20 protein-coding genes and 3 pseudogenes are annotated in these 26,402 nt (G+C 62.2%); 14 read left to right on the top strand and 9 right to left on the bottom strand.

Annotated elements, in window-relative coordinates:
* Nucleotide 1 precedes the first annotated feature (1 nt).
* The 3 genes from ACQKEK_RS09130 to argA all read left to right on the top strand — a co-directional run bounded on the left by ACQKEK_RS09130 (nt 2) and on the right by argA (nt 3,926).
* Entirely contained in the window at nt 2-1,267 is a 1,266-nt protein-coding gene (locus ACQKEK_RS09130) for an inorganic phosphate transporter (RefSeq protein ID WP_128119853.1), read from the top strand.
* Between the two features lie 99 nt (nt 1,268-1,366).
* On the top strand, nt 1,367-2,524 hold the full coding sequence (gene argE, locus ACQKEK_RS09125) for an acetylornithine deacetylase (RefSeq protein ID WP_499142152.1): 1,158 nt from the start codon (nt 1,367-1,369) through the stop codon (nt 2,522-2,524).
* 100 nt (nt 2,525-2,624) lie between these two features.
* Complete coding sequence (argA, locus tag ACQKEK_RS09120; RefSeq protein WP_045423330.1) at nt 2,625-3,926, top strand: amino-acid N-acetyltransferase; 1,302 nt, start codon at nt 2,625-2,627, stop codon at nt 3,924-3,926.
* A gap of 254 nt (nt 3,927-4,180) precedes the next feature.
* Here argA and gshA read toward each other — a convergent pair whose 3' ends face one another.
* The 3 genes from gshA to ACQKEK_RS09105 form a co-directional block, all read right to left on the bottom strand.
* Nucleotides 4,181-5,770, bottom strand: coding sequence for a glutamate--cysteine ligase (gene gshA / locus ACQKEK_RS09115; protein ID WP_499142151.1), 1,590 nt, complete (start codon nt 5,768-5,770; stop codon nt 4,181-4,183).
* A gap of 130 nt (nt 5,771-5,900) precedes the next feature.
* Complete coding sequence (locus tag ACQKEK_RS09110; protein WP_127840457.1) at nt 5,901-6,287, bottom strand: PaaI family thioesterase; 387 nt, start codon at nt 6,285-6,287, stop codon at nt 5,901-5,903.
* A 1-nt stretch (nt 6,288) separates the two neighbouring features.
* Nucleotides 6,289-8,610: a Tex family protein gene (locus ACQKEK_RS09105; RefSeq protein ID WP_499142150.1), complete on the bottom strand. Its 2,322-nt coding sequence runs from the start codon at nt 8,608-8,610 to the stop codon at nt 6,289-6,291.
* Nucleotides 8,611-8,839: 229 nt separating this feature from the next.
* Here ACQKEK_RS09105 and ompR point away from each other — a divergent pair, with 229 nt between their 5' ends.
* Both ompR and ACQKEK_RS09095 read left to right on the top strand, forming a co-directional pair.
* Nucleotides 8,840-9,574: an osmolarity response regulator transcription factor OmpR gene (gene ompR / locus ACQKEK_RS09100; protein WP_064480944.1), complete on the top strand. Its 735-nt coding sequence runs from the start codon at nt 8,840-8,842 to the stop codon at nt 9,572-9,574.
* Nucleotides 9,575-9,811: 237 nt separating this feature from the next.
* Nucleotides 9,812-11,131, top strand: a complete 1,320-nt coding sequence (locus ACQKEK_RS09095) for an ATP-binding protein (RefSeq protein WP_045431486.1) — start codon at nt 9,812-9,814, stop codon at nt 11,129-11,131.
* Between the two features lie 109 nt (nt 11,132-11,240).
* Here ACQKEK_RS09095 and rimK read toward each other — a convergent pair whose 3' ends face one another.
* A complete protein-coding gene (gene rimK, locus ACQKEK_RS09090) occupies nt 11,241-12,146 on the bottom strand; it encodes a 30S ribosomal protein S6--L-glutamate ligase (RefSeq protein WP_019340871.1) in 906 nt (301 codons plus the stop codon).
* Nucleotides 12,143-12,610: a retropepsin-like aspartic endopeptidase RimB gene (gene rimB / locus ACQKEK_RS09085; protein WP_122163300.1), complete on the bottom strand. Its 468-nt coding sequence runs from the start codon at nt 12,608-12,610 to the stop codon at nt 12,143-12,145. The genes rimK and rimB overlap by 4 nt, the downstream gene beginning before the upstream one ends.
* Before the next feature lie 101 nt (nt 12,611-12,711).
* On the opposite strand from rimB, the gene ACQKEK_RS09080 reads away from it, so the two are divergent.
* From ACQKEK_RS09080 to ACQKEK_RS09065, 4 genes are all read left to right on the top strand, one after another.
* Nucleotides 12,712-13,107, top strand: coding sequence for an RNA-binding S4 domain-containing protein (locus tag ACQKEK_RS09080; RefSeq protein WP_499142148.1), 396 nt, complete (start codon nt 12,712-12,714; stop codon nt 13,105-13,107).
* Between the two features lie 134 nt (nt 13,108-13,241).
* Nucleotides 13,242-14,135: an Hsp33 family molecular chaperone HslO gene (hslO, locus tag ACQKEK_RS09075; protein ID WP_499142146.1), complete on the top strand. Its 894-nt coding sequence runs from the start codon at nt 13,242-13,244 to the stop codon at nt 14,133-14,135.
* A gap of 155 nt (nt 14,136-14,290) precedes the next feature.
* Nucleotides 14,291-15,832: a phosphoenolpyruvate carboxykinase gene (locus ACQKEK_RS09070; RefSeq protein WP_499142145.1), complete on the top strand. Its 1,542-nt coding sequence runs from the start codon at nt 14,291-14,293 to the stop codon at nt 15,830-15,832.
* Nucleotides 15,833-16,077: 245 nt separating this feature from the next.
* Nucleotides 16,078-16,680 (top strand): nitroreductase family protein, encoded by a 603-nt coding sequence (locus tag ACQKEK_RS09065; protein WP_499142143.1) that lies wholly within the window; start codon nt 16,078-16,080, stop codon nt 16,678-16,680.
* 87 nt (nt 16,681-16,767) lie between these two features.
* Here the strand turns inward: ACQKEK_RS09065 and ACQKEK_RS09060 are convergent, their stop codons facing one another.
* On the bottom strand, nt 16,768-17,016 hold the full coding sequence (locus tag ACQKEK_RS09060) for a DUF2790 domain-containing protein (protein WP_499142141.1): 249 nt from the start codon (nt 17,014-17,016) through the stop codon (nt 16,768-16,770).
* A 314-nt stretch (nt 17,017-17,330) separates the two neighbouring features.
* On the opposite strand from ACQKEK_RS09060, the gene ACQKEK_RS09055 reads away from it, so the two are divergent.
* On the top strand, nt 17,331-19,256 hold the full coding sequence (locus tag ACQKEK_RS09055) for a RecQ family ATP-dependent DNA helicase (RefSeq protein WP_499142140.1): 1,926 nt from the start codon (nt 17,331-17,333) through the stop codon (nt 19,254-19,256).
* Between the two features lie 299 nt (nt 19,257-19,555).
* On the opposite strand, the pseudogene ACQKEK_RS09050 reads toward ACQKEK_RS09055, so the two are convergent.
* Together ACQKEK_RS09050 and ACQKEK_RS09045 are read right to left on the bottom strand one after the other, a co-directional pair.
* Nucleotides 19,556-19,930: pseudogene (locus tag ACQKEK_RS09050) on the bottom strand (methyl-accepting chemotaxis protein); the annotation flags it as partial.
* Between the two features lie 492 nt (nt 19,931-20,422).
* Nucleotides 20,423-21,577, bottom strand: a pseudogene (locus ACQKEK_RS09045) (FIST signal transduction protein); the annotation flags it as partial.
* A gap of 357 nt (nt 21,578-21,934) precedes the next feature.
* Here ACQKEK_RS09045 and ACQKEK_RS09040 point away from each other — a divergent pair.
* Nucleotides 21,935-22,711 (top strand): annotated as a pseudogene (locus ACQKEK_RS09040) (MCP four helix bundle domain-containing protein); the annotation flags it as partial.
* Nucleotides 22,712-22,780: 69 nt separating this feature from the next.
* A complete protein-coding gene (locus ACQKEK_RS09035; protein ID WP_499142251.1) occupies nt 22,781-23,569 on the top strand; it encodes a methyl-accepting chemotaxis protein in 789 nt (262 codons plus the stop codon).
* Between the two features lie 26 nt (nt 23,570-23,595).
* Here the strand turns inward: ACQKEK_RS09035 and ACQKEK_RS09030 are convergent, their stop codons facing one another.
* Nucleotides 23,596-23,790 carry a hypothetical protein gene (locus ACQKEK_RS09030; protein ID WP_128119842.1) on the bottom strand — a complete coding sequence of 65 codons (195 nt, stop codon included), beginning with the start codon at nt 23,788-23,790 and terminating at the stop codon, nt 23,596-23,598.
* 277 nt (nt 23,791-24,067) lie between these two features.
* Here ACQKEK_RS09030 and ACQKEK_RS09025 point away from each other — a divergent pair, with 277 nt between their 5' ends.
* Nucleotides 24,068-24,985 carry an aldo/keto reductase gene (locus ACQKEK_RS09025; protein ID WP_499142138.1) on the top strand — a complete coding sequence of 306 codons (918 nt, stop codon included), beginning with the start codon at nt 24,068-24,070 and terminating at the stop codon, nt 24,983-24,985.
* Nucleotides 24,986-25,019: 34 nt separating this feature from the next.
* Nucleotides 25,020-26,315 carry an NTP/NDP exchange transporter gene (locus ACQKEK_RS09020; protein WP_499142136.1) on the top strand — a complete coding sequence of 432 codons (1,296 nt, stop codon included), beginning with the start codon at nt 25,020-25,022 and terminating at the stop codon, nt 26,313-26,315.
* The last annotated feature ends 87 nt before the right edge of the window (nt 26,316-26,402 follow it).

The following is a 26,402-nucleotide window of genomic DNA, read 5'->3' as shown; positions in this document are numbered from 1 at the left end:
TATGTCTTTTATCGCGGAATACGGTTTCGTACTCCTGGTGCTTGCCTGCGCCTTCGGTTTCTTCATGGCATGGGGCGTGGGCGCCAACGATGTGGCCAACGCCATGGGTACTTCCGTCGGTTCCAGGGCGCTGACCATCAAGCAGGCCATCGTTGTGGCCATGATCTTCGAGTTCTGCGGGGCCTATCTGGCCGGTGGCGAAGTCACCGAGACCATCAAGAACGGCATTGTCGACGCAGAAGTCATATCGCCGGATCTGATGGTGCTGGGCATGATGTCGGCGCTATTGGCAGCCGGCACCTGGCTAATGATCGCCACCATGAAAGGCTGGCCGGTTTCCACCACGCACTCGATCATCGGTGCGGTGATCGGCTTTGCCGCGGTCGGCGTGTCCACCGATGCGGTGCACTGGGACGCCATCGGCCCCATCGTCGCCAGCTGGGTGGTGACGCCCATGCTGTCCGGCATCGTCGCCTTTGGCCTGTTCATGAGCGTGCAGAAACTGATCATCAACACCGATGATCCGTTTCTCAACGCCAAGCGCTTCGTGCCGCTGTACATGTTCCTGACCGGTTTCATGGTCGCGCTGATGACCGTCACCAAGGGCCTCAAGCATGTCGGCCTGACGCTGAGCGGCGGCCAGGGCATCCTTCTGGCGTTCGCTATCGGTGTGCTGGTGATGCTGGTGGGGATCGCGCTGCTGTCGCGGATCAAGCTTGATGTCGAGGCTGATCGGACCTTTCACTACGCCAGCGTGGAAAAGGTCTTCGCCGTTCTGATGATTTTTACCGCGTGCTCCATGGCTTTCGCCCATGGCGCCAACGACGTGGCCAACGCGGTAGGCCCGCTGGCGGCCGTGGTCGGCGTCATCCAGTCGGGCGGTGCCGCGGAAATCGCTGCCAAGTCTCCGGTGCCGGGCTGGGTGCTGCTGCTGGGCGCCGTCGGTATCGTCATCGGTCTGGCTACCTACGGCTACAAGGTAATCGCCACTATCGGCAAGGAAATCACTGAGCTGACGCCAAGCCGCGGTTTCGCTGCCGAACTTGCGACCGCAACCACCGTTGTCGGTGCCTCCGCCATCGGCCTGCCGGTATCCACCACCCATACGCTGGTCGGCGCGGTTCTGGGCATCGGTATCGCACGGGGTATTGGAGCGCTGAACCTCGGTGTGGTCGGGTCGATCTTTATGTCCTGGCTGATCACGTTGCCGGCCGGGGCCTTCCTGGCGATTGTGTTCTTCACCATCCTAAAAGCGATCTTCGTCTGATCGGACGCGTTGCCGCTGCTTTTTCCCCTCCGGGGCGCTGCGGCAACGCGTTTCATGTTTCACTGGGCGCCTTCGTCTTTGTCTCCAAGGAGGTCGTCGGTGCCCATTCCCTCGCTCAAAGACCAGTTTGCCGCGCTGATTGCCGCGCCGTCGGTGAGCTGTACTCAGGCCCATTGGGACCAGACCAATCGCCCGGTCATTGACCTGCTTGCGGGCTGGCTGGGCGACCTTGGTTTCAGCTGTGAGGTGCAGGAAGTGACCCCTGGCAAGTTCAACCTGCTCGCCAGCTACGGCAGCGGGCCTGGCGGGCTGGTGCTGGCCGGGCACAGCGATACCGTGCCCTTCGATGCCGAATTGTGGACGGCCGAACCACTCCAGCTGCGCGAAGCCGATGACCGCTGGTATGGCCTTGGCGTTTGCGACATGAAAGGCTTCTTCGCGCTGATCATCGAGGCGGTCCTGCCGCTGCTCGATCAGCCGTTCCGCCAGCCGCTGCTGATCCTGGCCACCTGCGATGAAGAAAGCTCAATGTCCGGCGCCCGAGCGCTGGCCGATGCCGGCCGGCCGCTGGGGCGCGCCGCGGTGATCGGCGAGCCGACCGGGCTGCGGCCGGTGCGCCTGCACAAAGGCATCATGATGGAAGGCATCGAAATCCAAGGGCAGAGCGGGCATTCGTCCAATCCGGCTTATGGTCATAGCGCCCTGGAAGCCATGCATGACGTCATGAGCGAGCTGATGACGCTGCGCCGCGAATGGCAGGGTCAGTACAACAATCCGTTGTTCGACGTACCGCAGCCGACACTCAACCTCGGCTGCATCCATGGCGGTGACAACCCCAATCGCATCTGCGGGCAGTGCTCGCTGGAGTACGATCTGCGGCCGTTGCCGGGGATGGAGCCTGATCAGTTACGTGAAGCGATTGCCGGGCGCCTGCGTCCAGTCGCTGACAAGCATCAGGTGAAGATCGACCTGGCGCCACTGTTCCCCAGCGTACCGGCCTTCGATCAGGGCGCTGATGGCGAGCTGGTTAAACTGGCCGAACGGCTCACCGGACATGCCGCCGAGGCAGTGGCCTTCGCCACCGAAGCGCCTTATCTTCAGCAGCTTGGCTGCGAGACGCTGGTGCTAGGCCCGGGTGATATCGCCTGCGCTCATCAGCCGGATGAGTACCTGGATCTCGACAGGATCGAACCCACCGTGAGGTTGCTGCGCGGGATGATCGAGCACTATTGCCTGCAACCGGCGAGCCGAGGATAGGAGCAGGGCTGGCGACCTCATCGTCGATGCCCCTGCTCCCTGCCTACCGTACCCGACCCGGCTCCCGGACTGAACAAGCTGTTACTGAAGGCTTTTTGCAATGCACAACTACGTCACCTGGCTTCGCGACTCATCGCCCTATATCAACTCGCACCGTGACCGCACCTTCGTGGTCATGCTGCCCGGCGATGGCCTGGAGCATCCCAACTTCGCCAACATTGTTCATGACCTGGTGCTGTTGCACAGCCTTGGCGTGCGCCTGGTGCTGGCGTTCGGCTCACGCCCGCAGATAGAGGCGCGGTTGGCCGCTCGCGGTATCGAGCCGCGCTTTCACCGCGACCTGCGCATCACCGACACGGCAACGCTGGAGTGCGTCATTGATGCCGTTGGCCACATGCGCATTGCGCTTGAAGCGCGTCTTTCCATGGATATGGCAGCTTCGCCCATGCAGGGCGCGCGGCTGCGCGTGGCCAGCGGTAACTTCATCACCGCGCGCCCCATCGGTGTTCACGATGGCGTCGATTACCAGCACACCGGCGAAGTGCGTCGCGTTGATCGCAAGGGCATCGGCCGGCTGCTGGATGAGCGCACCATCGTGCTGCTCTCGCCGCTGGGGTACTCCCCGACCGGTGAAATCTTCAACATCGCCTGCGAAGACATCGCTACCCGTGCCGCCATCGATCTGGAAGCCGACAAGCTGGTGCTGTACGGGTCCGAGCGCGGCCTGCGCGATGAAAGCGGCAAGCTGGTGCGCGAGCTGCGCCCGCCGCAAATTCCGGCCTATGTCGAGCGCCTCGTCGGCACCTATCAGGCCGAGCTGCTGGATGCCGCCGCGCAAGCCTGCAAAGGCGGTGTTCGCCGCAGCCACGTGATCAGCTATGCCGAGGACGGTTCGTTGCTCAATGAGCTGTTCACCCGTGACGGCGGCGATGGCACGTTGGTGACCCAGGAGCAATTCGAGCAGCTGCGCGAGGCGACCATCGAGGACGTCGGCGGGTTGATTGATCTGATCACGCCGCTGGAAGAGCAGGGCATTCTGGTGCGGCGCTCGCGCGAGGTGCTCGAGCGCGAGGTTGAACAATTCAGCATCGTCGAGCGCGACGGGCTGATTATCGCCTGCGCAGCGCTCTACCCAATCGCAGATTCCGACTCGGGCGAGCTGGCCTGCCTGGCGGTCAATCCGGAATATCGCCATGGCGGACGCGGTGACGAGTTGCTCGAGCGTATCGAGGCGCGGGCGCGCAAGTTGGGCCTGAAAACCCTGTTCGTGCTCACCACACGCACGGCGCACTGGTTCCGCGAACGCGGTTTCGAGCCTAGCGGCGTCGAGCGTCTTCCGGCCGCACGGGCCTCGCTCTACAACTTCCAGCGCAATTCGAAGATCTTCGAAAAGGCGCTATAAGGCGGCTGGATCAGCCTTGAGTGGAGCAAGGAGAGCCAGCACGAATGAGGCCGCATTGCGCGACCTTCATGCGTCTGAACTCAGGGGTGTAGGGAGGGCCTAAGCCCACCAAGGATGGCACCGGCGCGCGCACAGCCAGGCCAGGCATCAAGCGCTGTCAAGAGGCAAGCGGTGGGCTAAAGCCCACCCTACGTACTACGTACTGGCATTGCACACCTGCCGCTCGTTGACGGCTAGCGGCATGTTCCTCGGCGCTATACCGGTGTCAGGCTGGTCAGGCTGCGCTGATAATCCTCGACGAAGCTGTCGAAGTCCTGAGTGTCCGCAGCTTCCACCTGCGCCTGCTGTGCCAGCGAGCTGCGTGCGGCTTCGTCGAACCAGGCCATGTCGGCATCTGACAGCGCTCGGCTACGGAAATCGTCTGCATGTTGACGGGTCTGCCGCAGCGCAAACTGGCTGAAGCTCTCGCCGTTGCGCTGCAGCTCGGCTAGCACGCGGGCCGAAGGCGTCAGGCTGCTGTCTGCAACCTTGGCCTGTTGCGCGGCGACGGCGCGGGCATGCTCATCACCGCCGTGACTGCGGTCCAGCAGTTCGGCGACCTGGCCGATCTGCGCAATCAGTTCGTTCGCCCACTGCTGCAGGCTGACGTCTTCACCGCAGCGACGCAGTTCAAGCCCGGGTTTGCGGCCTTCCTTGACCACGCTGAGGAAGTTGTCGCTGCTGGCCCGACATTCGCCTTCTACCAGGCAAGGGCTCTGCTGCAACGTGCAGAACAGCAGGAAGGCATCGAGGAAACGCGCTTCGGTGACGTCGATACCCAGCGGCAGGAAAGGATTGATATCCAGGCAGCGCACCTCGATGTACTGGATGCCGCGCGCTCGCAGCGCATGCAGTGGGCGCTCGCCAGTGTCGGTGACTCGCTTGGGGCGGATGTTCGAGTAGTACTCGTTCTCGATCTGCAAGACGTTAGTGTTGAGCTGTTGCCAGTTGCCCTCCGCGTCCTTGGTGCCCAGCGCCGCGTAGTCGGGGTAAGGCGTGGACACCGCCTTGTGCAGGCTGCTGGTGTAACTCGGCAGATCGTCATAGCAGGGCGTCAAGCCGGCCTGGGCATTGCTCTGATAACCCAGATCGCTCATGCGCAGGCTGGTGGCGTAGGGCAGATACAGCGTGTCTTCGTCGAGCTGCTGTAGCTGGTGCGGGCGGCCACGCATGAAGCTGACGTCCAGTGCGGGCGAGGCGCCGAACAGGTACATCAGCAGCCAGCTGTAGCGGCGGAAATTACGGATCAGTGCGATATAGCGCCAGGACTGGTAGTCCTGCTGCGAGCGGTCATCGCCCTCGTCTGCTTGCAAAGCAGCCCACAGCGCCTCGGGCAGGGAGAAGTTGTAATGGATACCGGCGATGCACTGCATCGTCTTGCCGTAACGCAGCGCCAGGCCTTGGCGATAGACGTATTTCAGTCGCCCGATGTTCGAACTGCCGTACTCGGCGATGGGAATCTGCGACTCGTCCGGCAGGTGACCGGGCATCGAGGGACTCCAGAGCAACTCGTCGCCGAGCTTGCTGTAGGTGTAGCGATGGATCGCGTCCAGCTCGGTCAGCGTCTTTTGCGGATCGGTTTCGGTGCCGGTGATGAACTCCAGCAGCGCTTCGGAATAGTCCGTGGTGATCTTCGGATGGGTCAACGCCGAGCCCAGTGCTCGAGGATGCGGCGTCAGCGCCAGCTGACCATCGGTGTCGACACGCAGGCATTCACGCTCTATCCCATGCAGGCATTGCGAGAGCAGCGACAGGTTGTGGTGCTCGGCCAGCAGCGCCAGGCGGTGGGAGAGAAGATCGCTCAATTGGGAATTCCTTCACGCGTCAGTCGGCACAATATGGGGGTGGATTGCACGCTCTACAAGAGGCCGTCAGCGTTGGACCACGCACCGCTGCAGGGCGTTTCCAGCTAACCTTGGGCGGCGGTCCGGTGACTCAGGTAACCGAGAAGGTCGCCTGCGCCTTGGCCACCAGCTTTTCACCTTGGTGGACTTCGGCTTCGAGTACCTGAGTGCGCCGCCCGCCGTGCACCACCCAGGCTCGGCAGGTCAGTTCGCCTTCGCTCACCGGGCGAATGTAATTGACCTTGCACTCCAGGGTGACGCTGTTGGGCTCGCCGCCGTTGAGGCTGTGACTGGCCTGGCCCATGGCGGTGTCGATCAGCGAGAACAATGCGCCGCCGTGCAGCTTGCCGTGCAGGTTGCGCAAGCCATCGTGCATTGCCAGGCGCAGCAGTGCCTCGCCATTGTCGGCCTTGATGATTTCCAGGCCCAACAGGCGCCCAAAGGCGCTGCTGCTGCCTACTGCCTCGACTTCGCGCACCTTATTTCCTCAGATTCTTCGCATTGGCGAACAACGCGGCCATGGCGTTATTGGCCGGTGCCGGCTTGGTTTCCGGCTTGGCCGCCTTGCGTTCGCCGCGTGCTTGGCCGCCACGGTTGTTGCCACCGCCGCGCATGGAGTCCGCTTTCTCACCGGGCGTGTCGCTCATACGCATGGACAGGCCAACGCGCTGACGGGGAATGTCCACTTCCATGACCTTGACCTTGACGATGTCGCCAGCCTTGACCACTTCGTAGGGATCCTTGACGAACTTCTCGGACAGCGCGGAGATGTGCACCAGACCGTCCTGATGCACGCCGATGTCGACGAAGGCGCCGAAGTTGGTCACGTTGGTCACCACGCCTTCGAGCACCATGCCGGGGGTCAGGTCGCTGAGCTTTTCCACGCCGTCCTGAAACTCGGCGGTCTTGAACTCGGGGCGCGGGTCGCGGCCGGGTTTCTCCAGCTCTTGCAGGATGTCGCTGACGGTCACCAGGCCGAAGCTCTCATCGGTGAACTGCTTGGGATCCAGGCGTTTGAGGTACGCCGAGTCACCGATCAGCGAGCGGATGTCGCGGCCGGTATCCTGAGCGATGCGCTTGACCAGCGGATAGGTCTCCGGGTGCACCGCAGAGGCGTCCAGCGGGTTGTCGCCATTCATCACGCGGAGGAAGCCGGCGGCCTGTTCGAACGTTTTGTCGCCCAGGCGCGGGACCTTCTTCAATTCGTTGCGCGCCTTGAACGCGCCATTGGCGTCGCGGTAGGCGACGATGTTCTGCGCCAGCGTGGCGTTCAGCCCGGAAATCCGCGCCAGCAGCGCCACCGAGGCGGTGTTGACGTCGACGCCGACGGCGTTCACGCAGTCTTCCACCACCGCATCCAGCGAGCGTGCCAGTTTCAACTGAGACACGTCGTGCTGGTACTGGCCCACGCCGATGGCTTTAGGCTCGATTTTTACCAATTCGGCCAGCGGATCTTGCAGACGGCGGGCGATGGACACGGCGCCGCGGATCGACACGTCCAGATCCGGAAATTCCTTGGCGGCCAGCTCGGAGGCCGAGTACACCGAGGCGCCCGCTTCGGACACCATCACCTTGGTCAGTTTGAGGCCGGGCACCTGCTTGATCAGATCGGCGGCGAGCCGGTCGCTTTCACGGCTGGCGGTGCCATTGCCGATGGCGATCAGGTCGACGCTGTGCTTGGCGCAGAGTTTGGCCAACACGGCCAGGGTGCCGTCCCAATCGTTGCGCGGCGCGTGCGGATAAACGGTGGCGGTATCGAGTAGCTTGCCGGTGGCATCGACCACCGCCACCTTGCAGCCGGTGCGCAAGCCAGGATCGAGGCCCAGCGTTGCGCGCGGGCCAGCGGGTGCGGCCAGCAGCAGGTCATGCATGTTGCGGGCAAAGACGCCGATGGCGTCGTCCTCGGCCTTGTCGCGCAATTCGCCGAGCAGGTCGGTTTCCAGATGGGTGTAGAGCTTGACCTTCCAGGTCCAGCGCACCACTTCGCCGAGCCACTTGTCTGCGGCCCGCCCTCGGTTCGAGATGCCGAAGCGCTCGCCGATCATCACTTCGCCCGGGTGCATGCTGCCAGGCGCTTCATCGCCGACTTTCAGGCTGACGCTGAGCACGCCTTCGTTGCGCCCGCGGAAGATCGCCAGTGCGCGGTGTGACGGCGTGCTCTTGAGCGGCTCGTCATGTTCGAAATAGTCGCTGAACTTGGCGCCTTCGTTCTCTTTACCCGGTACCAGCCGCGCACTCAGGGTGGCGTTGTGGGTGAGGAAGTCGCGCAGTTTGGCGAGCAGGTTGGCGTCTTCGGCAAAGCGCTCCATGAGGATGTACTTGGCGCCTTCGAGCACCGCTTTAGTATCGGCGAAGCCCTTCTCGGCATCGACGAAGCGTGCCGCCTCGGCTTCTGGATTGAGCTCAGGGTCGGCGAAGATCGCGTCGGCCAGCTCGCCAAGGCCGGCTTCCAGCGCAATCTGGCCTTTGGTGCGGCGCTTCTGCTTATAGGGCAGATAGAGGTCTTCGAGTCGCGTCTTGGTATCGGCAAGGTCGATCTCGCGCTTCAGCTCAGGCGTGAGCTTGCCCTGTTCCTCGATGCTGGAAAGGATCGACGCGCGGCGGTCATCCAGTTCGCGCATATAGCGCAGACGTTCTTCCAGCAGGCGCAGCTGGGTGTCGTCGAGGCTGCCGGTGACTTCCTTGCGGTAACGGGCGATGAAGGGAACGGTGGAGCCTTCGTCGAGCAGCGCCACGGTGGCGGCAACCTGTTGCGGACGCACGCCCAATTCGGCGGCAATGCGGGAGTTGATGCTGTCCATGAACCTACCTGGGTCAGTCAAACCATGCAGGCCGGGCCTGCGCGAAAGGGCGCGATTATAAGGGCAGCAGAGCATTTGAGGCCGCAAGCCGGACGAAAAACCCGAGCCAGGCGCACCGACTCATTCTTTCGGCCCTCGGCCAGGCACCGCAAAATCTGCTAACAATGGCTGTCAGTTGCGTTTACTTCACTGCGCGCATAATGCGCCGTCGATCATTCCGGGAGTTCTCATGAGCAGCACCGCACCTGCCAACGAAGGCGAAAAGATCCTGATTGTTGACGATGACGCCCGTCTGCGGCGCTTGCTCGAGCGCTTTCTCGATGAGCAGGGTTACCGAGTCCGGACGGTGGAAAGTGCCGAGCAGATGGACCGTCTGCTCAGCCGCGAGCTGTTTCATCTCGTGGTGCTGGACCTGATGATGCCGGGCGAAGACGGCCTGTCTGCGTGCAACCGGCTGCGTACCGGCGGCAACCAGATCCCGATCATCATGCTGACGGCCAAGGGTGACGAGGCCAGTCGGATTCAGGGACTGGAGCAGGGCGCCGACGATTATCTGGCCAAGCCCTTCAACCCGCGCGAGCTACTGGCACGAATCCGCGCCGTACTGCGCCGTCAGGCGCCCCAGGTCCCGGGTGCGCCGGGCAGCGAAGACGAAACCGTCACCTTTGGCGACTACGAATTGTTTCTCGGCACCCGTGAGCTGAAGAAGGGCGATCAGGTGCATATGCTCACCACCGGTGAATTCGCCGTGCTCAAGGCGCTGGTACAGCACGCTCGCGAGCCGCTAACCCGAGACAAGCTGATGAACCTGGCCCGCGGGCGCGAGTGGGATGCGCTCGAACGTTCCATCGATGTGCAGATTTCCCGCCTGCGCCGGCTGATCGAGCCGGACCCATCCAAGCCGCGTTATATCCAGACAGTCTGGGGCGTTGGCTATGTGTTCGTGCCTGATGGCAACAAATAGGAGCCGGTTCATGCTCCCTGCGAACCCGATAGGGATGCAGTGCTTTTCTCAGGCTGCATCATTGGATGGCTTACGGATCACGAAGTGAGCCATCAGCCTCGTAGGGTGGGCTTTAGCCCACCACCCTTGTTCGACTCGGTTGGCTAAAGCGGAGCAGCTTCCGACCCAGTCTTCACTGTGAAATCCCACATCGCTGGCCTCTTGGTTCAGCCTCCCGCGGTCAAAATCGGCTTGTTTATGAAAACCCCGCTCTGGTTCCCGCAAAGCTTCTTCGCACGCACCCTGTGGATGGTGCTGATCGTGGTGCTGTTCTCCAAGGTATTGATGCTCGTGTACCTGATGATGAACGAGGACGTCATGGTCGATCGCCAATACAGCCATGGTGCGGCGCTGACCTTGCGTGCCTACTGGGCAGCTGACGAGGAAAACCGCGAACGCATCGCAGAGGCGGCCGGCTTGCAGCGGGTTACGATGGACGACGTGCCGCCCAGTGAATATCACTGGCCTTACACGGAAATCTTCCAGCGGCAGATGCAGGCCGAGCTCGGTGTCGAGACCGATGTGCGGGTGCGTATTCAGCCTGACACAGCCATCTGGGTCCGCGCGCCTAGCCTAGGTCCGGACTGGTTGCGGGTGCCGTTGTACGCATACCCGTTGCGCGGTCAGCGGATCTGGAGCGTGCTGGGCTGGTTTCTCGGCATTGGGCTGCTGTCCACGGCCGCCGCGTGGATCTTTGTCAGCCAGCTCAACCTGCCGCTCAAGCGCTTGGTCTATGCGGCCCGGCAAATCGGTAAGGGCCGTAGCGTACGGTTGCCCATCAGCGACACGCCGAGCGAGATGACCGAGGTTTATCGCGCGTTCAACCAGATGGCAGAGGACGTCGAGCAGGCTGGCCGCGAGCGGGAGCTAATGCTCGCCGGCGTATCGCACGATTTGCGCACGCCGCTGACGCGCTTGCGGTTGTCCCTCGAACTGATGTCCAGCGACGCGGAGCTGACCGAGGACATGGTTCGCGATATCGAGGACATGAACGCGATCCTCGATCAGTTCCTCGCCTTCGTTCGCGATGGCAGCGACGAGCCGGTGGAAAGCGTCGACCTGGGCGAGCTGGTGCGTGAAGTCGTGGCGCCCTACAACCAGTACGGAGAAACCGTTCGCCTCTGTGTCGAGCCGATGCCGCAATTGGCGTTACGACGAGTTTCGATCAAACGGCTGCTGGTGAATCTGATTGAAAATGCGCTGCGTTATGGCGGCCATGGTGTCGAAGTGGCCGCCCATGTTTCGGGCGATAGCAATGCGCCCTATGTCGTCCTCAGCGTGCTTGACCGGGGCACGGGCATCGATCCGCGGGAGCTCGGCGAAATATTCAATCCGTTCATCCGCGGCGACAAGGCACGTGGCGGGCAGGGCGCCGGGCTGGGGCTGGCGATCGTCAAGCGGATCGCTTCGCAACATGGTGGTGTGATCGAGTTACGCAACCGCGAAGGCGGCGGGCTCGAGGCGCGGGTGAGCCTGCCGTTGGGGTTGCTGCTGCCGAGGGATGCGGTGAAGCAGTAGGGTGGCCGTAGGCTTCGGTTCCCTACTGTCGAGCCGGTTCTTGCTGGCCGCGTAGGGCTCTCGATTACGGAATCCGTGGAAGCTGCGATTCCCGGTTTCCAGCGTTCGCTTAGCCCTTTCCCTTCGTCCTCGTCAGATGCGGGCCGGCGTTCTTTTCCAGATACTGGATGATCAGCCCCGCGACGTCCTTGCCAGTGGTTTCCTCGATCCCGGCGAGGCCTGGAGATGAGTTCACCTCCATCACCAGCGGACCATGGTTGGAGCGCAGGATGTCGACGCCCGCCACGCTCAGGCCCATTACCTTGGCCGCGCGGATCGCGGTCATCCGCTCTTCCGGGGTTATCTTGATCAGGCTGGCGGTTCCGCCGCGGTGCAGGTTGGAGCGGAATTCTCCAGGCTTGGCCTGGCGCTTCATGGCGGCGATGACCTTGTCACCGACGACAAAGCAGCGGATGTCCGCGCCGCCGGCTTCCTTGATGTACTCCTGGACCATGATGTCCTGCTTCAGGCCCATGAAGGCCTCGATCACCGATTCGGCAGCCGTGGCGGTTTCACACATGACCACGCCGATTCCCTGGGTGCCCTCCAGAACCTTGATCACGAGTGGTGCACCGTTGACCATCTGGATCAGGTCGGCAATGTCATCTGGCGAGTGGGCAAAGCCGGTCACCGGAAGGCCGATGCCACGGCGAGACAGAAGCTGCAGCGAGCGCAACTTGTCACGTGAGCGAGCGATCGCCACCGATTCGTTGAGCGGGAAAACACCCTGCATCTCGAACTGGCGCAGCACGGCGCAGCCATAAAAAGTGACCGAGGCGCCGATCCGCGGGATCACCGCGTCAAACCCCTCGAGTGGGCGACCGCGGTAGTGGATTTGAGGCTTGTGGCTGGCGATGTTCATGTACGCGCGCAAGGTATCGATTACTACGACCTCATGGCCGCGTTGCTGGCCGGCCTCCACCAAGCGGCGGGTCGAATATAAACGAGGGTTGCGCGACAGCACGGCGATTTTCATTGGGCACCGGGAGAGGTAAGGGTCTGGGGTTTTTCCTGCACGTAAGTGCGTGCAGGGTCGACCAGCCATTTGCCGTCCATCAGGGCTTTTGACCCGAGCAGGAGGCGATATCGCATGGTCTTGCGGCAGGTAAGGGTAAATTCCACGGGCCAGAGATGATCGCCCAGCGCGAGCAGCGTTCGGACCACGTAGCGAGTTTGCACGTGTCCGTTGGAGCTCTTTATTGTTTTGCGTGTGACCAGTGGCGCCTCGCAGCGATGGCGGCGCTGCACCAGAGTGCCCAGATGGGCCGTGAATCGAACCCAGCGCTTACCGCCGCGCTCGAATTCACTGATGTCCGTCGCGTGCAGAGCCGACGTGCTGGCGCCGGTGTCGATTTTCGCGCGAAGACCGACCACGCCGAGCTCGGGCAAGGCGATCCATTCGCGCAAACCGATGATTGTCTGGAGGTCGGAATTGTTCAAAAAGCGTACCCAGTAGATTTCCGCGCATTCTAGACAGGGCGAATGACAACCGCACCCGTCTTATGACCCTATGACAACGTAACGATAAACAGAGTTGACCGATGAACGAGAAAGACGACGGCAAAGTCAGGTTGGACAAGTGGTTATGGGCCGCGCGCTTCTTCAAGACGCGGGCGTTGGCGAAAGCGGCCATCGAGGGCGGCAAGGTGCATTGTCGCGGCGAGCGGTGCAAGCCTGGCAAGGAGCCTAAGATTGGCGAAGAGCTGGTCATTCGTGCCGGTTCCGATGAGCGCACCGTGGTTATCCAGGCGCTGTCGGCGGTACGCAAGGGCGCGCCGGAAGCACAGCTACTGTATGCGGAAACCGCCGAAAGCCTGTCACGGCGGGAAAATGCTGCAGCCATGCGCAAGGCCGGCACGCTGGGCGTCGAAACCGATGGCAAGCCGAGCAAGAAGCAGCGCCGTGCCTTGCAGCGCTTTCGCTCCGACGCAGGGTGAGGGCGGCGGTTGGACGGTCGCCACTTTCACCTTAGAATGCGGTCCCTTCTCTCAGGCACGGGCTGATACGCAGAGGCGCGCAGCTTCTCGCGTCGTTCAACCGTCCTGATCGCCAACCTGCTCAGGCCATGCCCATGCTCGATTCCGATTACACCCAGCGTTTCCTTTTTGATGACACCGACGTGCGCGGCGAGTGGGTCGGGCTTGAACGCAGCTATGCCGAGGTGCTGGCCAAGCACAGTTACCCGGAGCCGGTCGCTCAGTTACTGGGCGAATTGCTGGCGGCAGCGGCATTGCTAGTCGGCACTCTGAAATTTGATGGTCTGATGGTTCTGCAGGCGCGATCGTCCGGCGCAGTGCCGCTGCTGATGGTCGAATGCTCCAGCGACCGCGAAGTGCGAGGCATCGCCCGCTATGACGAGTCGCTGCTGTCCCCAGGCGCGACCTTTTCGCAGCTGATGCCCGATGGCGTCCTGGCGATGACCATCGACCCAACCAAGGGGCAGCGTTATCAGGGCATCGTTGCGCTGGACGGTGTGACCCTGGCCGATAGCCTGTCCAACTATTTCGCCTCCTCCGAGCAGTTGCCGACGCGCTTCTGGCTCGCTGCTGACAGCCGTCGTGCCTGCGGCATGTTGTTGCAACAGCTGCCGGCCGATCGCATCCGCGACGGCGAGGAGCGTGAAGCCAGCTGGCAGCATCTGCGCACCCTGGCCGATACGCTGTCAGCCGAGGAATTGCTCGGCCTCGACACCCAGACGGTACTGCATCGCCTCTATCACGAAGAGCAGGTTCGCCTGTTCGAGCCACGCTCGATCGTGTTCCGCTGCAGCTGCTCGCGCGAGCGCTCTGCGAACGCCGTGATCAGCCTCGGCCAACAGGATGCAGAGCTGTTGCTGGCCGAGCAAGGCGGGGCGATCACCATCGATTGTCAGTTCTGCAACCACAGCTATCGCTTCGATGCAGCCGACATCGCCCAGCTGTTTGCAGGTGCAGGAACGGAAGGTCCTTCCGGCACCCGACATTAAAAGGGGAGGGGGCGTAGAACCTTTTCGCCATTACGCCCTCATACCCAGCGCAGCGTCATTTCTGTCATAATCGCGCGCACTTTTTTTCGGTGTAGTCCACTGTACCGTGGGCTACAACAGCATGGAGGAATCGGCCCAAGGCCGACGGGAAACTCATGACGCAAGCCACTAACGCCGTGTACATCGATATCAGCACCGCTCAACTGGTTGAACAAGCCATCAAGCGCGGTGAAGGTGAATTGGCCGCCAATGGCGCGCTCGTCGTGAAAACCGGCCACCGGACCGGTCGATCGCCAGCTGATCGCTTTATTGTGGAAGAGCCCAGCACCCAGGGCTCCATCGCTTGGGGGCCGATTAACCGTCCGTTCCCCGCCGAAAAGTTCGACGCCCTGTGGGACCGCGTCGAAGCCTTCAACAAGGCTCAGGATCATTTCGTTTCCCACGTCCATGTAGGCTCTTCCGAAGGTCACTACCTGCCGGTCAAGATGTCCACTGCAACCGCGTGGCAGAATCTTTTCGGTCGCCAGCTCTTCATCAATCCCGAGCAGTACAACCCGGCCGGCAAGGATGAGTGGCAGGTCCTCAACGTCGCCAACTTCGAATGCTCCCCCGAGCGTGATGGGACCAACTCCGACGGTTGCGTGATCATCAACTTCGCCCAGAAGAAGGTCCTGATCGCTGGCATGCGCTACGCCGGTGAAATGAAGAAGGCCATGTTCTCGGTGCAGAACTACCTGCTGCCCGAAGCTGACGTTTTGCCGATGCACTGCGCCGCCAACATTGGCGAAAACGGTGACGTCACCCTGTTCTTCGGTTTGTCCGGCACCGGCAAGACCACCCTCTCGGCAGACGAGTCGCGCTACCTGATCGGCGATGACGAGCACGGCTGGGGCACCGGTGTGGTGTTCAACATCGAAGGTGGCTGCTACGCCAAGTGCATCGACCTCTCCGAGAAGAACGAGCCGGTCATCTGGAAAGCCATCCAGTTCGGCACCGTGCTGGAAAACGTCGTGCTGAACGACGAGCGCGCCGCTGACTACACCGATGACAGCCTGACCCAGAACAGCCGCGCCGCCTACCCGTTGGAATACGTCGAGAAGCGTTCTGAGAAGAACCTTGGCGGAGAGCCGAACGCGGTGATCTTCCTGACCTGCGACCTGACCGGTGTTCTGCCTCCGGTGTCGATTCTCAATGAAGAGCAGGCGGCTTACCACTTCCTGTCCGGCTACACCGCGCTGGTGGGTTCCACCGAAATGGGTTCGGGCAGCGGCATCAAGTCGACCTTCTCCACCTGCTTCGGCGCGCCGTTCTTCCCGCGTCCGGCCGGCGTGTATGCCGAGCTGCTGATCAAGCGCATCCAGGCGTTCGGCTCCAAGGTCTATCTGGTCAACACTGGCTGGACCGGTGGTGGCTACGGCGTCGGCAAGCGTTTCAACATTCCAACCACTCGTGCCGTAATCGCTGCGATCCAGAGCGGTGCGTTGGTTGGTGCCGAAACCGAGCATCTGCCGATCATCAACCTCGACGTGCCGAAGGCCGTCGCCGGTGTCGACACCCAGCTGCTTAACCCACGCAACACCTGGTCCGATGCCAACGCCTACGACGAGGCCGCGAAGGAGCTGGCGAACAAGTTCGTCGAGAACTTCAAGAAGTTCGACGTCTCCGATGCCATCAAGGCCGCTGGCCCGCAGCTCTAAGCTGTAGCGCCAAGCCACGAAAAAGCCGCCTTCGGGCGGCTTTTTCGTGGTCGTCTTTCTGTCAGTTCGGTATGGCCAGTCGCCCTCGGCAGCGTTGGCTGCGAACGCGGCGGCCCCTAACCGCGAGGCATTACCCGAACCCTTCATCGGTTCGGTTGATAACTTCCATCAACCAACATGGATGGATTCGATGCATGTTGGCGCATAGCATTACGGCCACGTTTAAACCCTATTGGAGCCACACCATGCAGATCGAAGAAGCCATCCAGACCCGCCGCGCCGTCAAGGCCTATGACGCCAGCTTTGAGCTCAGCCGTGAAGAAAAGGACGAGCTGCTGCAACTGGCACTCCTAGCCCCGTCCGCCTTCAACCTGCAGCACGTGCGCTTCGTTGAGGTGAGTGATCCGCAACTGCGCGTGCAGATTCGCGAGGTGGGCTGGAACCAGGCGCAGATGACCGATGCCTCGATGCTGGTGGTGGTCTGCGCTCAGGTCGATAGTTGGGAAAAGAATGTCCGCCGCGTCTGGGACGGTGCTCCTGCCGAAGTGCAGGACTACATGGCAGGCGCCATCGACAACTACTACCGTGACAAGCCCCAAGTACAGCGTGACGAAGCCATGCGCAGCTGCGGCCTGATGGCCCAAACGCTGATGCTTGCTGCACGTGGAAAGGGCCTGGATTCCTGCCCGATGGATGGCTTCGACTTCGACGCCGTGGCTAATCTGATCAACCTGCCGGACAACCATGTGATCGCGATGATGGTCGCGGTGGGCAAGCGGGCTGCCGATTCTAAGCCACGTATTGGCAAACTGCCGCTTGAAGAGGTGGTTATCCGCGATCGTTTCTGATCGTCTCGGATCAGCTTGCGCCGGTTGCGAAGCGCGCCGATCAGCCTGAAGGCGGATCGGCGTCTGCCAGTTCGGAACTGTAGCTGGTCAGTTCTGGTTCTTGCAGCTGTCGGCAAGCGTTCGGTAGGCGAGCCTACGGACTTGTCCGGCAGAATCCCGATAGGTCATGACGGCATCTGTCACCTCGCAATAGGGTGTCGGCTCGATCTTGATGGACAGCACCGAGGCAATATCGAGTCGGGTGCCGTAGGTGTAAGGTTCGGGTTCGCCGCTGTTGGCATGGGCAAGCGAGGCGGCCGAGAGGAGTAGGGCAGCAGTAGCAAGGGTAACGCGCATGGCAGGAAATCCTGTATCTGGTCCATAGGTCCGTTCCTGTTCGCGGGCGGGATCACCTGATCCGGCGGCGCTTATGCTTGTTCTTCAGGAGCCCGGCCATCGTAAATTTGCTAGCTTGCTAACGATAATTGCCGATTCCAATCCAGCCGATTGACCGAAAAACCTGGCCGTTTCGCTTGTTGTCTGTTCTGCCCACCTCGTAGGGCCGGCTCGATGCGCTTTCCAGACGGCTGACCGTTACCCTCCCGCCGCTTTGCAGTACCGTCTCCCTCCTTTTGCTACCCTCCGGCCTCCAGTCAAAGGAGTGACTCAGCATGATCGAACAGACGCTTAAACAGACATTCGGCTACGACGACTTTCGTCCCGGCCAGGATCAGGCCATTCGCGCCGTGGTGGCCGGGCGCTCAGCGGCCGCCATCTTTCCCACCGGGTCGGGAAAATCCCTGTGCTACCAGTTGCCAGCGCTATTGCTGCCGCATCTGACCTTGGTGGTTTCGCCACTTTTGGCGCTGATGCAAGATCAGCTGGCGTTCCTGCATCGGCACGGTATCGCGGCAGCCAGCATCGATTCGGCGCAAAGCCGCGAGCAGGCCAGCGAAACCATGACGCGGGCCAAGTCCGGTGAACTGAAGATCCTGATGATTTCGGTGGAGCGGTTGAAGAACGAGCGTTTCCGTAACTTCATCAGCCAGGTGCCGATCTCTCTGCTGGTCGTTGATGAAGCGCACTGCATTTCCGAGTGGGGGCACAACTTCCGTCCGGATTACCTCAAGCTTCCCGACTATCAGCGCCAGTTCAATATTCCCCAGGTGCTGCTGCTGACCGCGACGGCGACGCCGCCGGTGATCGCCGACATGCAGGCCAAATTCTCGATTGCCGCGGACGACGTGGTGACGACCGGTTTTTACCGGCCCAATCTCAATCTGCTGGTCGAACCGGTCAGCGGCTTCAACAAGCAGCGCCGGCTAGTGGAATGGCTAAAGGACAAGGCTGGGCAGCCGACCATCGTCTACGTCACCCAGCAGAAGACCGCGGAGCAGGTCGCCGAGCATCTGGCGCAACGAGGCTTTCCGGCCAGCGCCTATCACGCCGGTATGGCGCACGAGGCACGCGAGTCGATCCAGCGGCGCTTCATGGCTGGCGAGCTGAATTGCATCGTCGCCACCATTGCCTTCGGCATGGGCATCGACAAGGCGGATATCCGCAACGTGGTGCACTACGACTTGCCCAAGTCGGTGGAGAACTACAGCCAGGAAATCGGCCGTGCCGGCCGCGATGGCAAGCCATCGGACTGCCTGGTGCTGGCCAATCGCGACAGCCTCAGCGTGCTGCAGAACTTCGTCTATGGCGACACGCCGGAGCGTGAGGGCATCCGCTGCGTGCTCGACGAGCTGTTGCAATCCGGCGCGGGCGGGCAGTGGGAGCTGATGCTCAACCAGCTGTCGGACCAGAGCAACATCCGCCAGTTGCCGCTGAAAACCCTGCTGGTCCAGCTGGAGCTGCGCGGCATCATCGCGCCGCGTTTCGCTTATTTCGCCGAGTATCGCTTCAAGTACCTGCTCGAACCTGAAGCCTTTGTGGCGAAATTCGAGGGCGAGCGGCGGCAGTTCGTCGAGGCCATCGTGCACAGCTCGGCACGGGCGCGGACCTGGTGCACGCTGGATTTCGATGCGCTCTACCAGCAGCACGGTGCAGACCGTGGGCGGGTGGTCAAGGCGCTGGAGTACTTCCAGGAAAAGGGCTGGATCGAGCTGGAGAGCAAGCAGATGACCGACGTCTATGCGCTGCTCGATCCGACGTTCGATGCCCAATCCCTGAGTACCGAGTTGCATGCCTACTTCAGGCTCCACGAAGGAAGCGAAATCACCCGTATCGATAACATGCTGGCGCTGTTCGAATCACACGAGTGCTTGAGCCATCGGTTGGCCGTTTACTTCGGCGATGACCTGGCGCCGCAACGCTGCGGACACTGCTCGGTTTGCCGCGGGCAGGTTGCGCAACTACCGGAACCGCCGCCATTGGCGCCGCTGGGCGAGATGGATGTCGATGCCCGCTGCGCCGATTTCAGCCAGCGCTACGGGCAGCTCAAGGACCACGAGCCCAGCGCCGAATGCCTGACGCGCTTTCTCTGTGGCATCAACGTGCCGGTGTTCACCAAGCTCAAGGCGCGGCAAATCCCCGGTTTCGCTTCGCTGGAGGCCTATCCCTACGCTGAGGTTCGCGCGTACCTGACGCGCTAGGGTCTGTTGACGTTTCGTTCGCGGCCGCGCCGGAGCCTGTTTTTGCGCGAGGCAAGACATGAGGAGGGACGTTTGGTTGTTCCAAATGAACGACGAATAACGCCGCATCGCGCAAAAAACAGGCCCGGCCCGAAGGGTTGCGCGGCAAATGGCGCCACGCGGCGTTGCGGGGCTTGGCAAGGGAACAACCATTACCTGCGTCCCGCGCCTTGCGGAGCGCCGCCCGGCCTGGCGCCATTTGACGCAGCAACGCGGCTCGCGACAAAACGTCAACAGACCCTGGCCATCGGCGAAGCGCCTCAGCGCGCGGTCAGGCCAATCAGCATGTCGGCGACGCCCTTGGTCTGGCGCGATGTGCCGGCGGTGAGGTTGCTGGAGTTTTCCAGTGCATCCAGCAGGCCGGTCAGCGAACCGACACCTGCCGACTGCGTCTCGATGTGTTGCGCCACCGCGCGAATCTCGCTGGCCAGCCGGTCGATGTCGGTGCCGATTTCCTCGGCGTTCTTGCCGGTGATCTCGGCCAGCTTGCGTACCTCGTCGGCCACCACCGCGAACCCGCGGCCTTGCTCGCCGGCGCGCGCTGCCTCGATCGCCGCGTTGAGCGCCAGCAGGTTGGTCTGCCCGGCGATTTGCTGAATGGTCTGCACCACTGATTGGATGCGCTGGCTGGACTGCGCCAGCTCCCGCGCGCTGCCGACCACCTCGTCAGCCTGCTTGACCATCTGCTTGACCGAGCTGCCGGCCTGTTCGATTACCGCGCCCTGCTGGTTGATGTTCAGCGTCAGGTCGTCCATGGAACCATGCAGTTCGGTGGCGCACTGGCTGACTTGATCGGAAATGGACCGGCGCTGCTCGTCGGCCTGGGACAGGACCTGGCCCAGATCAGCCAGCCCGCGAAACACCGGGCGTATGTGCTCATCCAGCCCACCGACGTCCACTGCGCTGCTGTAGTCCTGGCGCTTGAACTGCTCGATCTGCTTGACCACCACCTGGCTCAGGCCAGTGAGCTTTTTGATCTGCCGCCGCAGGAAAAACGCCTTGAACTCACCGTGATAGGCGATGAAGTTATCGGTGTATTCATCGTGGAATTCGTCTTTGCCGTTGGTGCGGAAAAAGAACACCGCAGTCAGTGTCTGGTTCAGGTTAAGCCCGAGGATTTCGCCGAATGTGGAATAGCCTGCCACGGGAACACCATCGAACACCGGGTCCATGCCGCCCAGGGCCTGTTCGTTATTCAACCGGCGCAGAATGCAGTCGTTGAGGATGCCCACCAGTGGCTTGCCAGGTTTGTTGCGCATGAACTGCTGATAGTCGCGGCGGGTAGCCTCGGCCAACGGCGTGCGCTTGACCATGATCAGCTCTTCACCGGGCGCCACATCGCAGAACAGGTGCACGCGCTCGTTGGCAAAGTCGATTTGCGAGATCGAGCGAACGAACACTTCCTCGCCGACGCGGATGGCGAAGGAGTAGTCAGACAGTCGCTGCTCGAGCTCCTGCGGCGCACACTTGAGCGCCTCGCACAGCGCCTGGACCATGGTACGGATGTTGCCGCGAGCGTCGACCACCTGGCTGATGTAGCGGTCTTCCAGGGAGGCGCTGAGTACGCTCAGGCTGAGTGGGGTGGGCTCGAAGTTTTGGCTCTTGAACACGCCGAAGCGCACGTCTCGCGCGCACTTGAGGAAGACGATCAGCGCGTGGTTCTGGTAGCTGCGCTTGCCGTCATGCAATTGGGTCGTCTTGAAATCCAGCTTGCCACCGGCCGAGCCGCCGACGAACAGGCAGGGAAAGCGCCCGGACTCGTACAGCGCCTCCATGAAAAACGACTCCGAGGCGGAAAGGCCATCGAAGAAGATATTGGCCAGGGTGTCGCGGTAATCAATCTTCATCGACACCTGCAGGCGTTTGATCGTCGCCGTGAGGCGCGCGATGCGTTCAGCCATCGGCAGGCGCTGGCCCCCGCCGCGGATGTCCTCGCACTCCAGCGGCACGCGGACGATCTCGGCAGCGGCAATGATGCTGGCATCGAACAGTTGCAACACCACCCGATCCCACTGCGCGCCGGTGGCACAGTAGAGCCGCTGGCCCTCGCTGGACAGCTCGCCCGCCGTGGTACACAAGCTGATCGTTGCGTTCGGAAAGCGCTGCGATACCTGCCGAGCCACCTCATCCAGATTCACATGGGGCGAGACGAAGCCAGCAATGTAGGTCGGGTTGAAGTGCAGGGCGGCGAGCTGCTGTGAGAGCTGCTGAGCCGAGCAGAGCAGGCTCGCCGTGCCGTTGGTTTGCGTGTGGCCTGGCTTGAATCGGGAGAGCGTAAACATGGACATTACTCGCGCTTGGTAGGACGAAGCGGAACAGCGGCCCGCTCCCGTACCGGTCGAAACGCTGATCGGTTGTCTTGGTTGTCGGCTTCGGCAGGGTCGCCTGCAGACCGCTCGGCGCTATCGCCGTCCGACACGTTATCGGTCGCAGGGGAAAAGATCGCCATGCAACCTTGGCATTCATCCGAAAGTACCGGTACGTCTCGCTGGCCCGGTCCGGCCTTGCCGCGCCGTCTACCGAGCGGGTTGATCTGACTCAACGGAACGCAGCGGTCGCTGTGCAATGGTCGACGGGTGACCTGTTGCCGCACCCATTGCGGCCGATAGCCATGGATAAGCCTGCCAAGGAGCACTGTTATGCCCCGCCTGTTCGTCGATCTCGGATTCCGCTGGAAAATCACCCTGCCCATCGCGGCGCTCGCCATCCTGCTGGTGCTGATGGGTGTCTTTGGCATACGCGGCATCGAGCGCGTCGCCGATTCCAGCGAGCGGCTCGCGTCGCGGCATCTGCCTGCCATCAGCCTGCTGCTCAATGCCGACCGCGACCTCTACCAAGCCTTCGTCGCTGAGCGCAGCCTGCTCGACAGCGATGCGGGGGATCACCTCGATGCACTCAAGGCCAGCCACGCGGAAAATCTTCAGCAGGCCTACGACCGGGTGCAGAAATACGCGGCCATGCAGCCGGGGCCTGAGGCCATGGCGCTGGTCGAGCAATTCAACCGCGGGTTCGCCCAATGGTCGGCGGTATCGCAGCGGGTCATCGAGCAGATCGACCTCGACCCGCAGGCAGCCAGCACGTTGAGCTTCGGCGACAGCGAGGCACGTTTCGACAGCATGCGCGACGCCATCGATCAGCTCGGTAATCTGGAGGACGAGGCTGCCCATGCCATTGGCGCGGCGGCGATCGCCGAGGGCGCCAGCACCGAGGCGCAACAGGGCACGCTGCTGGTGATCGGTTTGCTGGGCTGCGTACTGCTGGTGCTCGGCCTGCCGCTGGTGGTGCTCAAGCCGCTGCGTCGGCTGCTCGATCGCGTTCAGCAGATCGCTGAGGGCGACGGCGATCTGCGTGCCCGCCTGGACGTTCGCTCGGCTGACGAGCTGGGCCAGCTCGGTAATGCGTTCAATCGCTTTCTCGACAGGCTGCAACCACTGATCGCCGAAGTCGGTCGGGTGACTGCAGAAGTCGATACGGCTGCACGTGACATGGCGCGGATGGCGGCGACCAATGATCAATTGATCAACAGCGAGCACGCCGCCGTGGACCAGGTCAGCACGGCTGCCACGGAAATGAGCGCTGCGGTGCACGAGGTCGCGCTGAATGCACAGAACGCCTCGGATGCGGCACGCGACGCGCAACAACAATCAAGCCAGGGCGCTGCCGTGGTCAGCAGTACCGTCCAGTCGATCCGTCAGCTGGCTCAGGATGTGGAAAGCACCTCGAAAACCATTGAGGCACTGGCTGAAGAGACCGCCAGCATCGGTGCGGTGCTTGAAGTGATTCGCGGTATTGCCGAGCAGACCAACCTGCTGGCGCTGAATGCCGCCATCGAGGCCGCCCGTGCCGGCGAGCAGGGTCGTGGTTTCGCCGTGGTGGCGGACGAGGTGCGAGCGTTGGCGGGCCGTACTCAGGATTCAACCAAGGATATCCAGGCACGTATCGAGCGCCTGCAAAGTGGTGTCAGCAAGGCAGTGCAAGCCATGCAAATCGGCAGTGATAAGGCACGTGACAGTGTCGAGCGGGCATCGGGCGTCGATCAGGTGCTGGCGGATACGACGCAGTCGGTTCAGCGCATCAATGACATGGCGGCGCAGATTGCCACGGCCTGTGAGGAGCAGAGCAGCGTCACCGAGGAGATTGCCCGCAACATCAGCGATATCCGAGATCTATCCGATGATGCGGCCGCCAATTCATCGAAAAGCATGCAGGCCAGTCAGCAATTGTCGGGGCTGTCTCAGAGTCTGGCTGCTCTGGTGGGACGTTTCCAGGTCTGACCGCTCCCGTGGTTCGTGGCGATCGGCTAGCCGGGACCGCGTGCGCCCCAGAGCAGCTTGCCCAGCCCGGCGTCGTCTGGTAACAGCAACAGACTGAGCAGAAACACCAGCAGCAGCCCCAGGGCATAGGCCAGGCTGATCAGGCGCTGTCTTCTGCGGCGCTGTTTCAATGGCGCTGCGCTGGTCGGTTGCCCGCTGAGGCGTGAAGGGGTTGGGTGCATCGTTCTCTCGATAGGAAGCAAGCCGCAGCTTATGGGTCGAGCTGAGCCGATGCTTGCCAGTTTGGCGCGGCGAAGTAGAACTTAAATGAAAGCATAATGCCACTACTGTGCGGCCGAGCCGATGGCTGCCTGTCCTTGAAAGCTGCGCATCTTGGGCGGTCTGCTCTCACTGCGCTGTCACATACAGAAAAGCTCTGGTCATCGGATCTACCGGTGCGTCGTGCGGCGTCGACCATACTCAAACGTCGCCGCCACCGCCCGACCCGGAGACCTACTCATGCAGACTCGCCGTCAGCTGCTCCATCGTTCCGCCCTGTTAGCCACTGTTGCCACTCTCGGGCCGCTGTTGCCCTTGCTGGGAAGAGCCGCCGAAGCGTTGCGAGTGCGGGCGATCCCTGCCTCCGGCGAATTGCTTCCGGTGATCGGGCTGGGCACCTCGCGTACGCATGACATCCGCGTCGACGGTCCTGACATGCAGGCCTTGCTGGATGTGCTGCGAGTCTTCGTCGAAGGTGGCGCAAAGGTGATCGATACCGCGCCGAGCTACGGCAATGCCGATCGCGTGGTGGGCGAGCTGATCCAGCGTCGTGACGTGCGTGGTCAGGTTTTCCTCGCCACCAAGGTCTCCGCCACTGGCCGTGCGCATGGCCTGGCACAGATCGAGAAGAGTTTCGAGACGCTGCAGACCGACATCATCGACCTGATTCAAGTGCACAATCTGCAGGACACGCGCACCCAACTGGGCCTGTTGCGCGAGCTCAAGGAACAGGGGCGCATCCGTTATATCGGCGTGACGCACTATGTCGAATCCGCCCATGATCGGTTGCTCGAGGTGCTCAAGCAGGAGCCGGTCGACTTCGTTCAGTTCAACTATTCGGTCAGCGAGCGCAACGCCGAAAAGCGATTGCTGCCGTATTGCGCTGATAACGGCATCGCCACACTGATCAACCGGCCTTTTACCCGCGGCAACCTGCTCTCGCGGGTCAAGGGCAAGCCACTGCCGACCTGGGCGACGGAGGTCGATGCCAGTTCCTGGGCACAGCTGTTGCTCAAGTTCATTCTCGCTGAGCCGGCGGTAACCACGGTGATTCCCGCCACTTCCAATCCGGGTTACATGGCCGACAACATCATGGCCGGGCAGGGCCGGTTACCGGACGCCCGTCAGCGAGCAATGATCGTCGAAGCCTTTCAATGAGGAGGGTTGGAGAGGCTTCAGCGGAGGCCGGTTAATGAAGCCGCTCGCTGCGCGCGCCGCAGTTACAATCAATGCCCGTCCCGGTGAGCTGGGTGCGGCATTGGCTGGGTTCGGCCTTTTCTTCTGCCTGTTCTCCGGCTACTTCATGCTGCGACCGATTCGTGAGTCCATGGGGATTCAGGGTGGCGTCGACAACCTGCAATGGCTGTTCACCGCGACGTTTTTCGCCATGCTGTTGGCCGTGCCGCTGTTCGCCTGGCTCAACTCGCGGGTGGCGCGCATCCATTACATCGACTGGGTGTACGGCTTCTTCTGCAGCAACCTGTTGCTGTTCGCCACGCTGTTCTTCCTGCTCGACGACAGCGTCTGGCTGGCACGGGTGTTCTACGTGTGGATCTCGGTCTATAACCTGTTCGTGGTGTCGGTGGCCTGGAGCCTGATGGCCGATGTGTTCGACGCGCCTCAGGCGCGCCGGCTGTTCGCCTTCATCGCCGCTGGTGCCAGTGTCGGCGGGCTGGTCGGGCCTGCCATGAGCGCCCTGCTGGTGGGCGTGCTTGGCCAGTTTGGGCTGATGCTGTTGGCCGCGCTGTTGCTGGCGGCTGCGGTGGCGGTCAAGCATTACCTGATGGATTGGCGCGAGGTGTTGGGCGCGGGCAGGCCCGGCGCGGAGCATGCCGAGAGTCCAAAGCGGCCGGTGGCGGGCAATCCGTTCAGTGGCCTGACAAGGGTGCTCGGTTCGGGCTACCTGCTGGGCATTGCAGCTTTCGTGCTGCTGCTGACCACCGCCAGTACGTTCCTCTATTTCGAGCAGGCGCGGTTGGTAGCCGAGCTGTTTCCCGACCGCGCCGAGCAGGTGCGAGTCTTCGGCGCAATCGACTTCGTGGTGCAGGCTGGCGCGTTGCTGTCGCAGCTGTTCATTACCGGGCGCATCGCCCAGCGACTAGGGGTCAGAGTGCTACTCACTGCGGTACCGGCGCTGGTCTGCCTGGGTTTCATCGGACTGGCGCTAGCGCCGAGCTTTGCTGTGCTGGCGGCGGTGATGATCGTGCGTCGCGTCGGCGAATATGCCTTTGTCCGCCCGGGTCGGGAGATGCTTTTCGCACCGCTGGATGCCGAGAGCAAATACAAGGCGAAGAATTTCATCGATACGGTGGTTTATCGCGGTGGTGATGCTCTGAGCGGTTGGGCCAAAGCCCTTCTCGACAGCCTCGGCTACGGTGTCTGGCTGGTTGCCCTGGTCGGCGCGGTGAGTGCGGCGGTATGGGGCGCGGTGGGCTGGCGGCTCGGTGCGCAGGCCGATCAGGCGAGTAGGCGAACCGGGGGCGAATAACATCAGTTGAAGAGGCGTAGCGGCTGATGATCATGGGCGCGAGACGACGCCTGTGCCCGGCGCGCGGCTTCACTGACCTGCGTCAGG

Source organism: Pseudomonas sp. NPDC077408 (assembly GCF_050269105.1).
In the GTDB taxonomy this organism is placed as follows: Bacteria; Pseudomonadota; Gammaproteobacteria; order Pseudomonadales; family Pseudomonadaceae; genus Stutzerimonas.
The sequence above is the reverse complement of the archived record's forward strand: the minus strand, read 5'-3'. Positions and strand labels throughout refer to the sequence as shown.